Source organism: Paenochrobactrum pullorum (assembly GCF_041929845.1).
Taxonomy (GTDB): Bacteria; Pseudomonadota; Alphaproteobacteria; order Rhizobiales; family Rhizobiaceae; genus Paenochrobactrum; species Paenochrobactrum pullorum.
In genome coordinates this window covers 85,205-100,698 of the sequence record NZ_JBHEEH010000005.1, presented here as the reverse complement: position 1 = coordinate 100,698, position 15,494 = coordinate 85,205, and the positions used below count along the sequence as shown (strand labels likewise).

Below are 15,494 nucleotides of genomic sequence, written 5' to 3'. Positions count from 1 at the left end.
TACTTTTAAATAAGCAATTTTCGTGCCAAATATGCTTTTGAGTGAAAATATTTTTCAGGAAAGCCGGAGGTTCGATTGTGATTGTATGAAAGCCGGAGTGAAGCTTTATACGAGCCAGCAGCAGACACAGACCCTTGCACCGCAGATGATCCAGTCGGTGCAGGTGTTGCAATACGGCTACGACGAGCTTCAATCTTATATAATCGATCAGGTCGAACGTAATCCACTGCTGGAATTGGCTCCATCAAAGTCTGCAATGCCAAAGATGAATAATGCACCTTTCATACGGAAAGGGACATTATCCGGTTCCGGTAGTCTGCGTTCTATCGAGGAAACACATAGTGTAAGTGTTTCTTTATATGACTATTTACAGCAGCAAGTGATGGCGAGCTTTGATGAGCCGAGTGATCAGCTCATAGCCTCTGAAATTGTCTATTCTATTGAGCCTGATGGTTATTTACGTCGCCCTTGTGAGGAAATCATCGAGCAGTTTCAAACGTCACAACATGAATTTCAACGTATTCTGAAGTGCATACAAGGTTTTGAACCTGTCGGCGTCGGGGCACGTAATTTAGCCGAATGTCTGTATATTCAGTTGCAGGATAAAGAGCAGGTTACCAAGTCAATGCAGATTTTACTGGATAACTTAACCCTGCTGGCAAATCGTCATATGCCGCGATTGGCAAAATTGTGTGGCGTATCCCAAGATGAAATATTGGGCATGGTGCATAAAATCAGAGCACTTAATCCGAAGCCCGGCCTATGTTTTGATGCAACGCCTGCCATCAATATTGTCCCGGATGCTTTTATTCGCGTGAACAACAACAAGGAAATTATAGTTGAATTAAACACGCAAGCTTTACCGCGTGTGTTGGTTGATCGTGTTTATGCCAGCCGGATCAAAGATGTTGGACTTGATGAGGATGAAAAGCAATTTATCAGGGACTGCATGCAGTCGGCGGGGTGGTTGACGCGCAGCCTTGACCAGCGAGCTCGAACAATTTTGAAAGTGATGACGTTCATCGCACGTTACCAGCGTGATTTTTTTATGTCAGGTAATGGCCTTTTACGACCTTTGACCATGCGCGAGGTGGCAGAAGCTATTGATATGCATGAATCAACGATTTCCCGTACTGTTGCGCATAAATATATTATGACGGACAGGGGGCTGTTTGAGATGAAATATTTCTTCTCGAAGGCCATCGCGGCAGGTGCTGGTGAGGATGATTTATCTGCTAAAACCATTCAGCAAAAAATCAAACAGCTGATTGATGGTGAGACTGTCAAGACCATTCTGTCTGATGATGCAATTGCTGAAAGACTAAAGGCGGATGGTATTGAGATTGCCCGTCGAACGGTTGCAAAGTACCGGGAACTGATGAAAATTGCTTCTTCATCACAGCGCCGCTGGCAGAAAAAGCAGAGGGGGAATTAAATTATATGATTTCTTTATTGGTTTCTTGGCGCTAATCTGGGAAAAATGGAAAACCAGCTTGCGGCTCAATATCAAAAATGACCAAAATATCCAGAACCAAGCCTGCAGAAGTCAGGCTTGATGAGTTGATGACAGCGGCTGAAACATTGTTTTTAGCCAAGGGTGTTGATGCAACGACAATAACCGATATTACCGATGCAGCAGGTGTCGGCAAAGGAACTTTCTATCATTATTTTAGCTCGAAAAACGATATGCTTGCGGCTTTGGCCAAGCGCTACACGGAGCGTTTTGTTGAAAGTGTGCAACAGGCAATAGATGCCTGTGAGCCGGACGACTGGTGCTGTAAATTATGTGCATGGATCCATTCGAATGTGGAGACTTATGTCAGAACATATCGCATCCATGATATCGTTTATAATCAGCATCACCATCATGATCGTTCCAATCAGGCGAAAAAAGATATTTTAGACCAATTATCTATGATCATTGGTGGTGGCATTGCAGCTGGTATCTGGAATCCGCCAGAGCCGCGTGTGGTGACGTTGCTGATTTATGCCGGTGTCCATGGCGCGACCGATGATATAATTGCCACGCCACCTAACGACTATAAATTATTTGCTCGGAATTTGGCTGATGCATGTCTTAAAATGCTATCAATGAAATGATGACGCAAAATGATTATTATCTTAATTATGATTTTTATTGTCATATTTTAATTATGTGATAAATTTGTTTCTCCGTTTCTCCGTTTCTCCGTTTCAAACTATTTTAATCCCCTCGCCACACGTCTGAAATGATATGTCACTTTCTTTGATATTGGTGAGAAACAAGCTTTCAAATTTGATTGACCGACGGTCGGTCGATTTACATTTGGCAAGCTTATATTCAGAAGGTTTATTCGATTATGTCACTTAAAGGACGCCCGGTTGCAGTTGCTGCCGTCTATCTGGGGACATTCATGGCAACGCTTGCTATCAGCATTGTAAGCGTTGCATTACCTGCCATTCAGGCCGGATTGCAAACCAGTATGGCTGGTTTGCAATGGGTTGTTGGTGCTTATACATTATGTCTGTCGGCTTTTATGTTATCGGCAGGTCCACTTGCTGACCGCTATGGCCGCAAGCGTGTCTGGCTTGGTGGTGTATCGCTTTTCACTCTTGGTTCTGCCGTTTGTGCCTTTGCTGGCTCTTTAACGGTGCTCATTATAGGCTGTTCGCTGCAAGGTATTGCAGGTGCTCTGGTCATACCGGGCGCTCTTTCAATTTTAACGCAAGCTTATCCCGATCCTGCAGAGCGGGCACATATTATTGGTGGCTGGTCGTCGTTTAGCGCTGTATCGTTGATTTTAGGGCCGATGCTGGGTGGTTTCATGGTAGATCAGGCGGGATGGCCGAGTATTTTTTTACTCAATCTGCCTATCGGGGCGGTTACCTTCGCTTTGGGGTTTATCAGCATTGAAGAAAGTTTAAACCCTGATCATGCGGCACTTGATCCGGCAGGTCAGGTATTAAGCATTGTGTTTTTAGGTAGTTTGACCTTGGGACTTATCAATGCAGGTCAGTCCGGCTGGGCAGCATTTGAAGCTGTTGTGCCGCTTGCTGTGGCTGTTATTGCTTTATGTGCATTTATTTTGGTCGAAATGAATGTAAAGCGTCCGGTTTTGCCGGTTGATTTATTTAAACAACGGCCATTCGCATCTGCAAATTTTGCTTCTTTTGTCCTTGGATTTTCAGGTTATACCAGCCTGTTTTTGTTCTCGTTGTTTTTACAGCGCGGGCAGGGTTGGAGTGCGACCGAAGCGGGTTGGCGTATGGCACCGGTTTTTGCGGCTATGCTGGTGGTTGCCTCATGTTTCGGCACATTGGCCAAGCGTTTTGGCGTCAATCAATTGATGGTTGGCGGTTATGTGCTGATCGGTGTCTCGATGACCGCAATGTTAAGCTTTTCATCCATGACCTCTTATATGACGATTGCCTTATTATTTGCTTTGCTTGGGGTGGGGCTTGGTTTGGCCGTACCGTCAACTGGAGCTGCCGCAATGGCAAGTGCGCCGCGTGAACGCACAGGAACTGCATCAGCTACGATGAATGCTTTGCGTCAGGGCGGCATGACAATCGGAATTGCCTTGCTTGGAACGCTTATGAGCGTCCGAGCAGTCAACGTGCTCGAAAAATCACTAAGTTATCTGGATGTTGGCGATATGCGTGAAAGTGCAGCTTTTGCTATTCGCATGCATGAAAAACCTGCAAATCTTGATGTTGATACAGGTATCTTTAATCAGTTGCTGACAGAGGCGTTAGCTCAAGGGTTTACGCTTGCAGCAATTGTTGCCGGTATTTTGGGCTTCATGGCAGCGTTGATATTGGCTTATTCAACTTATAAAGTCAGAAGCACTGCCGATTAAGAGGACAATCTTATAAAATATCAACGCCCGATCATTGAAATTACATGATCGGGCGTTGTGCCTCACTTAAATGCGGCAATTGCGTTAAACGCTCAATTATATTTCGATAATTTATCTTATCGTGATAGCGTTGCTATATATTTTCTTATGCGCATGTTCTAATCGATTAGTATCATGTTTATATAATGAGCTCATCCTCAGGAATGGAATGCGTTATGGCTGAGAAACAGAAGGTTGTTGTTGTTGGCGCGGGTTTTGCCGGTTTGCAGGCTGTTCATGGTCTCAAAGGTGCAAATGTGGAAATCACTTTGATTGACCGTCGCAATCATCATTTGTTTCAGCCATTACTTTATCAAGTTGCGACCACTGTGTTGGCGACATCAGAAATTGCGTGGCCAATCCGCCATCTTTTTCGGGACCGACCGGAAGTGACAACACTTCTGGATGAAGTTGTCGGCATCGACCGTGAAAATAAACACGTTATTCTGCGTAATAGTGTCAGTGTGCCCTATGACAAGCTGGTTTTAGCAACTGGTGCCCGTCATGCTTATTTTGGCAAAGACGAGTGGGAAACCTTCGCGCCGGGGCTGAAAACATTGGAGGATGCGACCACTATTCGCCGTCGTGTGTTGTTGGCTTTTGAGCAAGCGGAATTGGAGACCGATCCGGAAAAACAGGCCGCACTTTTAACGTTTACTATTATTGGTGCAGGGCCGACAGGCGTTGAAATGGCAGGTATTATTGCTGAATTGGCGCATAGTACTTTGCCGCGTGAATTTCGCCGGATTGATACCAAAAAAGCGGTTGTTCTTTTGGTTGAAGCGGGCGCCCGCGTTTTGCCTACATTTAGTGAAGCACTGTCGGAATATGCACGCTCTGCCTTGCTGAAGCTGGGCGTTACAGTGCGTACCGGCATACCGGTGACTGCTTGTGATGAAGACGGTATTAAAATCGGCGAGGAGTTTATTGCATGCCGCACCATTATTTGGGCAGCAGGTGTGCAGGCATCACCTGCTTCTAAATGGCTCGGTGTTGAAGGTGATCGTGCCGGACGTGTCATTGTGACCAAAGATTTGCGCCTTGAAGGTGAGCCGTCGATATTCGTGGTTGGCGATACGGCGTCAGTGCGATGGGGCGATGATAAGCTGGTGCCGGGGGTTGCGCCAGCCGCGAAACAACAAGGCAGTTTCGTAGCTAAAGCCATTCGTGCCGATCTGGATGGAAAGCCTTTTAACGAGACCTTTAAATACCGCCATCAGGGCAATCTTGCGACTGTTGGTAAAAAGGTTGCCGTAATTGAATTTGGCAATTTCCGCCTAAAAGGTTTGTTGGCATGGTGGATATGGGGGCTTGCCCATATTTACTTCCTGATCGGCACCCGCTCACGTTTGGCTGTTGCATGGAGCTGGTTGTGGATTTATTTGAGCGGCTTGCAAAGTGCACGTTTGATCACACAAAAAGAAACCTTACGTACGCCTGAACAATAATGATAAAAAAGCCTTGAGGCCGTTTCAGCTGCCTCAAGGCTTTTTCTTTTGTCCGATAGAACGGGCGAAATTCATTCAATGTGGACAGGTCGACCGGCACGGTAACCAAGTATAGCCATCACAACGCATAAAATGGTGCAGATGATGAGCGGAACCGACCAGCCACCTGCATATTCGAAGATGAAACCTGCAGCCGGTGGTGCGCCTGCTGCAACCGTGTAGCCGATGCATTGTGCCATGCCGGAAAGTGCTGCGGCTTGTGCAGGATTGCTGGAGCGCAGGCTGATAAAGGCGAGTGCCAGAATGAACGTTGCGCCGCAACCAAAGCCGAAAAGAGCCGACCAAAGAGAAGCCCATTGTGGCAAAATCAAAATGCCGATGAGTGATACAGCGGTCATAAGAGGCAGCATAATGGCAATTGCTTTTTGATCACGGAAGCGTGCCAATACGAGACCAAAAACCAATCCTGGAATGGCCGTTGCAAGCTGCGAAATGCCGTGGAATGAGCCGGCAACAGCTGGTGAAAAACCTGCCTCGATCAACATGGCCGGAAGCCATGTGACAATGACATAATAAACCAGCGAATTAAGACCAAAGAAAAATGTCACTTGCCAAGCGAGTGCTGATTTCCAAATGGGCTTGTCTGTGTGTAGGCTTATTGTTTTTTGTGTTTTATCACTATTGCCGGAAAGTTGGGTCAACCAAACGGCAATTGCTGCAACAGGAAAAATAATGAAGGCGCCCAAAGCCCAGTTCCAGCCGCCATTGAAATGATTGGCAATAGGAATGGCCGCAGCCGAAGCAAGGGCAGCTGCAACACCAGCCGTTACGGAATAAGCACCGGTGATTGAAGCAATCTTGGTTGGAAAATCACGCTTTAACAGGCTTGGCAACAGCACATTGGCAATGGCAATACCGGTGCCGATAATAGCGGTTCCTAAAAACAAATACCAGACTGTTTCAATCATCCGAAGCGCAATGCCGCCGGTAATGAGCATGAGAGCAATGAGAAGGCTGAATTCTAAGCCGAGTTTACGCGCTAAAACAACGGCAAACGGCGAGACAACGGCAAATGCCAGTAGCGGCAATGTCGTGAGAGCGCCTGCTGTGGAAGTGCTGAAGGAAAAATCATCGCGGATCATTTCCAGAACGGGTGCAATACCAGTGATTGGAGCGCGCAAAGTGGTGGCGATCAGCAAGATACCAATCAGCAGGATGAGGGATTGTGACACATAAGTTTTGTTTGTATTCATTTTTTTTATTTCCGTTTTCGTTGTCCCTCTCTAACAAATTGCTTATATAATGAATTTAGATATATTGCCTATTAATATTTAAATCATGCCAAATATGGTCGGATGTTATGGTTTCAAAACGACAAGCAGTGGAATTTGATCCGGATATGAATGATCGTCCGGTCTTGGCTTGGCAGTTGGATTTTAAAGATTATTCGACCGAAATTCCTGTACACCGGCATCGCAAAGGTCAGTTGGTATTGGCATTGCATGGCGCGGTGACGTGTCAGGTGTATAGTGAGCACGATCACAATGGCATGTTGATGGTGCCGCCAAATTGCGGTGTCTGGATACCAGGTGGTGTGGCGCATTGTAATCATGCGACTGCCAATGCGCGGTTGTCTTTTTTATTTGTCGAGCCTAAGGCGGCGGCGATGCCGCAACATTGTTGTACTTTGTCGATCTCACCGATGGTGCGCGAGATGATCCGGCATTTATCGACTGTTTCGCCCGATTATTCAGATGACAGCCATACGGCAAGATTGGTACGGGTATTGTTGGATGAGCTGGTAGAAATGCCGCAAGAAGATTTCTATCTGCCCGTTTCTGATCATCCGAAAATTCGCTTGATTGCGGATCAGTTACGTGAAAATCCGGCTGATCGTGCCACTTTGGGGCAGTGGGCAAAACGGGTGGCTATGAGCGAGCGTTCGCTTGCCCGTTTGATGGTGCAGGAAACAGGATTAACTTTCGGGCGCTGGCGTCAGCAATTGCATCTCATCATTGCGCTGCGAGAGATTTCCGGCGGAACATCAGTTCAGGCAATTGCTGAAATGCTGGGTTATGAATCGCCCACCGCCTTTATTACTATGTTCAAGAAAGCTTTAGGGCAGACGCCTACCCGTTATCTGGCCGTGCTGGAAGGAGATTAACATCTGTTAAGTGTCAGCTTTGCCGCCACTTAACAGATGTAAAATTTATGCCTGTGTTTGCAAGCCAAAAACCGCATCGGCAAGAGCCTTGCCTTCAACACTCAACGGGCAGGCGTGTTTATCACCCATATCTTCGGTTAAAAGCACGCCACAATTATTGATGCCAAGATCATCAAGTTGGTCAGGTGTACCATGACCATATTCCATATGACCACGTCCGATAATGCCGATCACAAGCGCTTGCGGGTTCTCAGCGCAATAATTGGCGATATTACACGCAAATGCACGATCCCATGTTTGTTGCGCGCGTACAAATCGGTCAAACTCAGGAGAGTCCGCTGACTTTCCTTGCATGAATGGCGGACCGCCATTGGTGAGACGCAAAAGATGCTCACGATGTGCCAGACTGGCAGATCGGGCTGGTGTCAGGCCGTCGCGCTCTTCTTCGGCAATCGCATCCCAGCCTTCTTTTCCAACGCGGGTGACGAGATCACGACGGCAATTAAGCGCCAGCATTTTGACCTTAAATTCACGGCAGAAATCAAAAATCGGCATATAGAGATCAGAGGCAAAGCCCCAAACCGTGCCCCATTCCGCTTTTTGCAGGAATGTTTCTTTATCAAGTTTACCTGCTACCCATTCATCAAGAACCGGTTGCAGACGCCGCGGGAACATTTCATAGCCAACTGCCAGATTATCCCGCAAGCCGAGAAGTGAGGCGCAGACATGTAATTGCCAGCGATGAATATCATAACGGTCATGCCGCTCGCCTAAGAGTACCACCTGCTTTTTTGCCATATCCTGCATGACCTGATGGTGGCTGCGGATTTGTCCGTCAGGGCGACGCCATTGCGCGGTGAAATTGCTGATCTCAGTCATGCAAATGCTTCTTTTGTTCCGGAAACAACAAGACCAGTTGATTGGCCATCCGCGTCAAGTGCATAATAATGCAATTGCCCATCTTTCTCTTCAATCCGCCAATCCATCACATGGCCTACTTTCAAATGTAGATGAAAATCCGGTTTCATTACATTGATAAAACCGCGTGAATTACGGATATCCGGCATTTCACCTGTCCATTCTTGTTGAAAGGTAGGGCGTTCCAAAGCAATACGCACAGTTCCTTTATTGCGTTGGGCGGCAGCGAAAGGCTTCAAAGCCGGATCACTATCCTCAACTTCAACTTGATCGCCCATAGAACGGCTATCGGTTTTTGGTGCTAATTCCTCAAGAGCAAAGGATGCAAGTGCTGCATCAAAGGGTTCGGCACCGCCAAAACCGATGACGCTGCCAATAACTTCATCATCTTCAGCCAACAGATCAATGCGCGGATAAACTTTTTCCTGCATGATGGAACTGCGGTCGGCAATCATCGTATGAATGGCATTTAAAGCAATTTTCGAATTGTGCTCATCACCGGTAAAGAAGATCCAATTACCATCAATTATGACATTTTGGACAACACCGATCCGCTCATGCGTTGCGCCGCCATTTTTGGAATTGATCATCAGTTTGCCGATCTGCGGCAATGTTTTGAGTACATCAGCTGGGTTGGCCAGCAATTTGGCACGAATTGGTTGCTCAGTCATTTTATCCTCACGCAAGTTGAAGGGTCGGTGCAGCGCTTTGTTCGTTGCGACTGCGAAAAATTTCAAGATTGATGATGGCATCGGGTTTGAGATTGCCGGGTTCACGGTGGGCAAGTATCACTAGTGTGGTGTGCGGCAATTCATGGCGCAGCATTGTGAGTAATTCGATTTCGGCACTATGATCCAATGCACTGGTGGCCTCATCCATAAACAGCCATTCCGGTTTATTGAGCAGGACACGTGCTAATGCAAAACGCTGCAACTCGCCGCCGGAAAGACCGGTTGGCATGGGGATTTTTCCAAATGGTTGACCATTTTCAGGCAAAAGCTTAGACAAACCGGTTTTATGTAAAGCTTGAGCAATTTCAGCGTCTGTAAATTTTTCCGGTGAATCTGGATAGCAAATAGAGGCTTTCAAACCGCTATTTGGCAGATAGGGTTTCTGTGAGAGGAAAAAAGACGATGCATCGGGATGAAAAATATGCCCCGTAGCACATTGCCATGCACCAGCAATGAGCCGAAGTAATGTTGTTTTGCCTAATCCGGAGTGACCGCGAAGCCAAACAATCGTTCCGCTTTGTATAGTCAGTTCCGGAATATGGAGCAGTTGCTGCTGATCGGGTGTATGCAAAGTTACATCATTTAATGACAAGGTTCTGTTTTGAGCATATTGTCTGCTGACATTTTTCTCTCTGCCTGTCGCCTCAGCTTTTTCAATGAAATTAGAAAGACGGGATACGGCAGAAACCAGTTCGGCAAGTCTTTTATAGCTGAAAATGAACCATGAAAGCGTCGTTGCAACTTGCTGGGAAGCCGTTCCTAATTGCATCAACCCACCAAAGTTGACTGCTCCGGCAAAATATCCAGGCAGCGCCAAAAACATCGGAATACGCAAAATTGTTGTAAAATACGGGCGCGCGAAAAGCCCTAACTGTACTTGTCTGCGAAGCAATAAAAACCAGTTATTGCGGATACCGGAGAATTTTTGATCGAGCAATTCGCGTTCGCTTCGCTCACCATTCATAATAGCAATTTCGGCTGCATTCTGGCGCATATGCGCCATGCCATAACGAAAGTCGGCTTCTTTTTTCTGCTGTTCGACAAAGGTTTCTTTCAAACGGCACCCAAATAAATGGGTAATGAGCGAAGAGAGAAAAACATAAACAAACGGCGCCCAAACCATATAGCGTGGAATGCTGATTTCAAAACCCAAGAGTGTAAATTCCAACGCAAATGTTGCCAGTCCCCAAAGCACAATCGCATAAGAGAATAACCCGATGATGCGGGTGATCAGGTCAATTCCTTCGGATAAAGTGTGGTTGACAAATATTTTGCAATCTTCAGCAATGCGTTGATCGGGATTATCGGGTTTTTCACTTTCGGATTTGAGCGATAAAAACCAATAGGCTTTGTTGTTTAGCCAGATAGAAAGGGTTCTGTTGGTCAGTCGCTCACGCCATCGGATTTCGAGCCAGCCTTTTGCATAAAACTCGAAAAGGTAAATGCCGACATTACCTGCAACGATCATGCCGAATATAGTCAGTTGATTTAATGTTTCTTCTAAATCGCGTTCTTGAACCGCATTATAAAATCCGGCGACCCACTTGATCAATTGAACACCAAGATAAATGCCCAGCATTTCCAGCGCAAAGATAATAGCCAGTAATGACCAGTTGAGCACTTTGCCGGAACCATGATTGCAATAAGTCAGTAATGTCCAAAATTGTTTTATTAATCGCATTGCCGTTGCCAAATAAAATAAGCCGAAGCAACTCATGAGACGCTGCTCCGGTATGGAATTTCAGGTCGGTTTAAAAACGCATTGTCGCGCCAAGCTTGAAAGTACGTCCGGGTTCAACCTGCATTTCCAGTGGATTTGCATTGGCAACAGCTGACGAAGCCGAATTGGCATAATTGGTCAGCGTATTCGGGAAGTAACGTTTGTCAAAAATATTTTCGACGCCGAAATTGAGGTCGATATTCTTTGTCGGCTTCCAGCGCGCATAGGCGTCAAAAACGGCATAACCGGATGGTTTATAGGTATCAGGATCAGCTCGACGGCTTACACCTTTGGCAAAGGTTCCGACAAATTCGGTTTCCAAATTCCAATCTGGAATAAGATAACGCAATCCGAAAACAGCTGTGAGCGGTACAGCGCCGTCAAATGGTGTTTTATCTGCACCAGCTTCCAGGCGCTGATCGCCGCGCATATAAGAGATTGCGGCGTTAAGCATGAGATTGTTATAAATCTCGTATTCGCCGCCAAACTCGACACCCCAAATCTGAACGCTGGAAACGTTGTCGGAGGTGTATTTATCTGATTCGTTTGGCACCGGCTGCAAACCACGAATGAAGTCTTTATAATCCGCATAAAAACCGGAGAAGCTAAAGTAGCCTCGATCATATTCACCGCGCACGCCAAGTTCGTAGCTACGTACGAATTCCGGTTTCAGGTTCGGGTTTGGTACAACCTCTACCATACCGGTGGTGCCGATTGATTGCGACGAAACAAAAAGCTGTTGTGATGTCGGCATCTTGAAGCCTTCACCATAAGAGCCAAAGAGAGAATAGGTATTGTCGAGCTTATAAAGCGCGCCTAAACGTTTGACGAGGCGGGTTTTATCTATTTTTTCAGGTTCAAAACCGTCAATCGGGTTGTAATCATCATCTTTGGTCGGATCGATGGAATAGGTGGCCAGACGTAAACCCGGCGTGATCGTCAGACGATCATCCAGAAGCTTGATTTCATCCTGAACGTAAAAATCGGCACGAACTGTATCAACTTTAGGGAAGTTGAAACCTTGCCGGTTAGCGATGGTAACCGCGCCTGTATTCAGGTTGGTTGTGATATTGGTGCCGTCATAATTTGTTTTGGTAATGTCGCCGGCAAAACCATAAATCAGTTTATGCTCGGTTTGCCCCAAATCAAAGGATGAAGTGAGCTGAATATCGGCTTGAAGAAAATCTTCGCTGTAATTACGGATTTGTTCCCTGCGTTCACGTTTGGCAGGATTGAGCAATGTGTAATTACGAATTTGCTCGCTGGTCATGTCACGTTTTTGCGGAGAGTAGGAAAAGCTCCATTTAACTTCGTCAAGCCACTCGGCTGGCGTTGACCAGCGGTGCTCAATAGCAAAACGCGATCTTTGCATTTCAACAGAACGATCATATCGCTCATTCTCGTAATACAAACTGTGATATGCTGGATTACTTGCATACATAGGATTGGCAGCGCCGGAATCATATTTCTGGTCAACATCGGTTGTGCGACGGAACCATTCTGCCGTCAGTTTCACTTCGTGATCTTCAGTTGGATTCCACTGCAGCTTCATTAAGCCGTTATAAGCACTGACATCCATCGGTTGGGTTTTGTTACAAGGCCAAATGGCTTCACGCGGACAACCCCAGATGCCGCCATCCGCACGCGCTTTTCGCAAATGCGGTTCATCGGCACTCATATGTCCGAAACTCCCGAGTATTTTAAAATCACCTGCCTCAGCAGCGCCTGTAATCTGCTGACGAAAGGATTTGTCGAAACTGTCATAGGCAAGCTTGCTTTCAACCGCCCATGGTTTGGTGCCGTCAAGCAAATCATCGGGGTCAAGAGTACGGAAATACACCACACCGCCCAAAGCATCTGCGCCCCAAAGCACAGAATTGGGGCCACGGGTGATTTCTACCGATTTCATATTGAAAGGGTCTACCAAGTCGCGACTACCATCGGTGATAAATTCCTGAACGCGACCACCATCCACCAGCATCTGAACGCGGTTGCCGCCAACACCACGGATGTTGAAACTATTTAATTGTGCGAATGGATTGGTGAGAGATGTCGTGCGATTAACGTTGACACCTGGCTCATAACGCACCAGATCTTGAATGTCGCGTACCTGATGGCGCTCAAGTGTATCCCGATCAATGATGCTGATCGACATAGGGATATCCAGCAATTTTTTAATCGTGCGCTCAGAGGAGACCGTGATCATCTTGAGATTGATGGCATCGGGATCTTTGTCAGGTTTTGTCTGTTCTGTTTTGGCAGCTGTCTGGTTCGGAACAGATTGTGCTTGTACAGCCGTACAAGCCAAGAAAGCGACAGAAGCGGAAAGTGCTCTCAACCAGCGACGATTGACGGAAGCTTCAGACAAGATTTTTGCCAGCATGATACCCTCGGTATGAGTTTTTGATATCGCTGGCTGGCTTTCAGGCTTGCTGACTAAAAGATGAGTAAAATAGTCAATATTACTAAAGCTGCTGAATTGCAAGGGTTTCAAAACAATAGTGCGGGGATGTGCACATTTATTCTTATAATATCTATTGCCTTGATTTTAATAGAAAAAGCCCCGCTTTGGAGGCGAGGCGTTAAAAAATAATAGGTTCTATTGATTTCATCAATCTTGTGGTCGCATCTTTTGCACGGCAACAGTGATCGGCAGCGCAAATATTCCGCAGATCAAAAGCAGTGCTCCCAATTGTTGCCACCAACCGGCAAAAACCAGACCAAACCCAAGCAGCACATAGTAGAAGAGCCCTAAAACGGCACCGGCAGTGCCCCGGCGATCTCCATAGGCCACAAGGGCTTTGGCCAGAATGTTTGGAATAGCCAATCCATAGGCTAAAACCACCAGCATCACCGGCAATACAAACAGCCAGCTTGCTTGCAGGAGTGTGGTGAGTGCTCCGCCGATCAGCATGAGGCTCGCTGCCAAGATCACCAGATTTTCGCAAGACCAATTGCGCTTTAACAGGCGCTGATTGAGTAATGAGCCAAGTAATACGCCAAAGGCTAGCAAAAGGCCGCTATAACCAAACATTTCAGGGCTAAGATGCAGGCGCTCAAAGTTAAATGGCGCTAGTTGGTAATAACCAAACAAAGCCAGATTAAAGAGCGCAACAAGGCAAGCGGTACGCCAGATAGAGCGGTCACGCATCATCATAGCGAGCGTTTCAAAGAATGGTGCGGGTTGGCTGCGTGTTGTTTGCGTTTCCGGTAATTGGACAGCCGACCACAGCAATAAAAGCAAAGCTAAAGCAGCAAGTCCTGTGAACATGCCTTGATAGCCAAAATTGCTGGTGAGGACTGAGCCTGCCATCATGCCGATTGCCGGACTGACCGCCAACGCGATGCCCATGATGGAAAATACCTGTGCCAGTTTTGCACCATCAAACATATCGCGCATCATGGTTTGTGTGGCCACAGAACCAACGGCGGCACCAAAAGCTGCCAGCATACGGGCAGCCATCAGTATTTTAAAATTGAGGCTGACGAGTGCGAGCAGTGATGCGATAGTGTAGATGAAAAGGCCGAGCAGCATTGTTGGTCTGCGGCCTAAACTGTCGCATAAGCGCCCCCAGACGACTACGCCGATTGCAAAAGCCAGAAAGTAAAACGAAAGCGTTTGTCCGGCCTGTTCGGGTGAGACAGAAAAATTTTGTGCTATTTGTGGCAGCGCAGGGCTGTAGATGGTTTCTGCAATTTGCGGGAACATCATCAAACCTGTCGCAAGCGGAATGGTAAGATTACGTTTCATATCAGTGATGCCTGTCGTGATTTTTAAACTGACATGGCTATGGCTGAAATGAATAAGTCGTGTTACATATATAAAGACTGATAACATCAAAAATGAGACAATCATGGTGTGGTTGAAGCAGGAAGATGCTTTTGATGCTGACAGTATCGGCAATAGTGTTATCGGTATTGCAGCTGATATGGGCAGCCATGATTCCGGCTGGCATCATCACAAAATGGGTCAGTTTTTATTTACCCAAGGCGGCTGTATCACCATTCATTTGCCTGATCGTTTGTGTCTTTTGCCGCCAACACGTCTGGCATGGCTTCCGCCTGATATTCCCCATCGTGCAATTATGACGGAAGCGGTTGATTATCGCTCGGTCTATATTGATGTTTCACTTTATTCGAACTTGCCGGCCCAAGTGGAAGTGATGACGGTAACGCCGCTGTTGCGTGCTGTTTTGGAGCGGATCGCTGTTGCAGATTTTAATACGGATTGGAGCAAGGGCGCCAAAGCCAATATTTTGGCGGTATGTCTTGATGAAGTGGACGCGGCACAACGCGAGCCGATGTTGCTGCCATTGCCATCTGACCGGCGCTTGAGCGGGCTTGATATAGAGCAACTACCACCACCTTTGCAAAAACTGGCCCAGCAAGCCGGAGCCAGCGAAAAAACAATTTTGCGGATTTTTCGTAAAGAAACAGGTATGACTTATCAGCAATGGCGCCAGCAATGGCGCTTGCTCAAAGCGATTGAATTATTGGCATCGGGTGAGACAATCACGTCTGTGGCCTTCGAGTTGGAATTTGCCAGTGATAGCGCCTTTATTGCATTCTTTAAGAAGATGACCGGTTATACGCCACGGATTTATATGCGGTTTTAAGTGTTGATAGTGGTCACGT

The 15,494-nt window shown here is 46.7% G+C and carries 12 protein-coding genes; 6 read left to right on the top strand and 6 right to left on the bottom strand.

Features of this window, described 5'->3' with window-relative positions:
- Positions 1 to 31: 31 nt before the first annotated feature.
- From rpoN to JNC77_RS10065, 4 genes are all read left to right on the top strand, one after another.
- The gene (gene rpoN, locus JNC77_RS10080) at positions 32 to 1,435 is read left to right on the top strand and encodes an RNA polymerase factor sigma-54 (protein ID WP_374832165.1); all 1,404 of its coding nucleotides are present in this window, start codon (positions 32 to 34) and stop codon (positions 1,433 to 1,435) included.
- Positions 1,436 to 1,512: 77 nt separating this feature from the next.
- Positions 1,513 to 2,100, top strand: a complete 588-nt coding sequence (locus tag JNC77_RS10075) for a TetR/AcrR family transcriptional regulator (RefSeq protein WP_374832043.1) — start codon at positions 1,513 to 1,515, stop codon at positions 2,098 to 2,100.
- A gap of 239 nt (positions 2,101 to 2,339) precedes the next feature.
- Positions 2,340 to 3,839, top strand: coding sequence for a DHA2 family efflux MFS transporter permease subunit (locus JNC77_RS10070; RefSeq protein ID WP_374832041.1), 1,500 nt, complete (start codon positions 2,340 to 2,342; stop codon positions 3,837 to 3,839).
- Positions 3,840 to 4,054: 215 nt separating this feature from the next.
- Positions 4,055 to 5,326: an NAD(P)/FAD-dependent oxidoreductase gene (locus tag JNC77_RS10065; protein WP_374832039.1), complete on the top strand. Its 1,272-nt coding sequence runs from the start codon at positions 4,055 to 4,057 to the stop codon at positions 5,324 to 5,326.
- A 71-nt stretch (positions 5,327 to 5,397) separates the two neighbouring features.
- On the opposite strand, the gene JNC77_RS10060 is transcribed toward JNC77_RS10065, so the two are convergent.
- The gene (locus tag JNC77_RS10060) at positions 5,398 to 6,579 is read right to left on the bottom strand and encodes an MFS transporter (protein ID WP_374832037.1); all 1,182 of its coding nucleotides are present in this window, start codon (positions 6,577 to 6,579) and stop codon (positions 5,398 to 5,400) included.
- 107 nt (positions 6,580 to 6,686) lie between these two features.
- On the opposite strand from JNC77_RS10060, the gene JNC77_RS10055 reads away from it, so the two are divergent.
- Positions 6,687 to 7,490: an AraC family transcriptional regulator gene (locus JNC77_RS10055; protein ID WP_374832035.1), complete on the top strand. Its 804-nt coding sequence runs from the start codon at positions 6,687 to 6,689 to the stop codon at positions 7,488 to 7,490.
- Positions 7,491 to 7,535: 45 nt separating this feature from the next.
- Here JNC77_RS10055 and JNC77_RS10050 read toward each other — a convergent pair whose 3' ends face one another.
- The 5 genes from JNC77_RS10050 to JNC77_RS10030 all read right to left on the bottom strand — a co-directional run bounded on the left by JNC77_RS10050 (position 7,536) and on the right by JNC77_RS10030 (position 14,610).
- The gene (locus tag JNC77_RS10050; protein ID WP_374832033.1) at positions 7,536 to 8,369 is read right to left on the bottom strand and encodes a ChaN family lipoprotein; all 834 of its coding nucleotides are present in this window, start codon (positions 8,367 to 8,369) and stop codon (positions 7,536 to 7,538) included.
- Positions 8,366 to 9,079 carry a hypothetical protein gene (locus tag JNC77_RS10045; protein WP_374832031.1) on the bottom strand — a complete coding sequence of 238 codons (714 nt, stop codon included), beginning with the start codon at positions 9,077 to 9,079 and terminating at the stop codon, positions 8,366 to 8,368. Before JNC77_RS10045 ends, JNC77_RS10050 begins: the two co-directional genes overlap by 4 nt.
- Before the next feature lie 7 nt (positions 9,080 to 9,086).
- A complete protein-coding gene (locus JNC77_RS10040; protein ID WP_374832029.1) occupies positions 9,087 to 10,820 on the bottom strand; it encodes an ABC transporter ATP-binding protein/permease in 1,734 nt (577 codons plus the stop codon).
- Positions 10,821 to 10,890: 70 nt separating this feature from the next.
- Complete coding sequence (locus JNC77_RS10035) at positions 10,891 to 13,242, bottom strand: TonB-dependent hemoglobin/transferrin/lactoferrin family receptor (protein ID WP_374832027.1); 2,352 nt, start codon at positions 13,240 to 13,242, stop codon at positions 10,891 to 10,893.
- Positions 13,243 to 13,470: 228 nt separating this feature from the next.
- A complete protein-coding gene (locus tag JNC77_RS10030) occupies positions 13,471 to 14,610 on the bottom strand; it encodes a multidrug effflux MFS transporter (protein WP_374832025.1) in 1,140 nt (379 codons plus the stop codon).
- 103 nt (positions 14,611 to 14,713) lie between these two features.
- Between JNC77_RS10030 and JNC77_RS10025 the strand changes: the two genes are divergently transcribed.
- Positions 14,714 to 15,475: an AraC family transcriptional regulator gene (locus JNC77_RS10025; protein ID WP_374832023.1), complete on the top strand. Its 762-nt coding sequence runs from the start codon at positions 14,714 to 14,716 to the stop codon at positions 15,473 to 15,475.
- The last annotated feature ends 19 nt before the right edge of the window (positions 15,476 to 15,494 follow it).

Bases quoted from the DNA above. Each gene is read 5' to 3' on its own strand.
- rpoN (WP_374832165.1), top strand. From the start codon at position 32: ATGCTTTTGAGTGAAAATATTTTTCAGGAAAGCCGGAGGTTCGATTGT.
- JNC77_RS10075 (WP_374832043.1), top strand. From the start codon at position 1,513: ATGACCAAAATATCCAGAACCAAGCCTGCAGAAGTCAGGCTTGATGAG.
- JNC77_RS10070 (WP_374832041.1), top strand. From the start codon at position 2,340: ATGTCACTTAAAGGACGCCCGGTTGCAGTTGCTGCCGTCTATCTGGGG.
- JNC77_RS10065 (WP_374832039.1), top strand. From the start codon at position 4,055: ATGGCTGAGAAACAGAAGGTTGTTGTTGTTGGCGCGGGTTTTGCCGGT.
- JNC77_RS10060 (WP_374832037.1), bottom strand. From the start codon at position 6,579: ATGAATACAAACAAAACTTATGTGTCACAATCCCTCATCCTGCTGATT.
- JNC77_RS10055 (WP_374832035.1), top strand. From the start codon at position 6,687: ATGGTTTCAAAACGACAAGCAGTGGAATTTGATCCGGATATGAATGAT.
- JNC77_RS10050 (WP_374832033.1), bottom strand. From the start codon at position 8,369: ATGACTGAGATCAGCAATTTCACCGCGCAATGGCGTCGCCCTGACGGA.
- JNC77_RS10045 (WP_374832031.1), bottom strand. From the start codon at position 9,079: ATGACTGAGCAACCAATTCGTGCCAAATTGCTGGCCAACCCAGCTGAT.
- JNC77_RS10040 (WP_374832029.1), bottom strand. From the start codon at position 10,820: ATGCGATTAATAAAACAATTTTGGACATTACTGACTTATTGCAATCAT.
- JNC77_RS10035 (WP_374832027.1), bottom strand. From the start codon at position 13,242: ATGCTGGCAAAAATCTTGTCTGAAGCTTCCGTCAATCGTCGCTGGTTG.
- JNC77_RS10030 (WP_374832025.1), bottom strand. From the start codon at position 14,610: ATGAAACGTAATCTTACCATTCCGCTTGCGACAGGTTTGATGATGTTC.
- JNC77_RS10025 (WP_374832023.1), top strand. From the start codon at position 14,714: ATGGTGTGGTTGAAGCAGGAAGATGCTTTTGATGCTGACAGTATCGGC.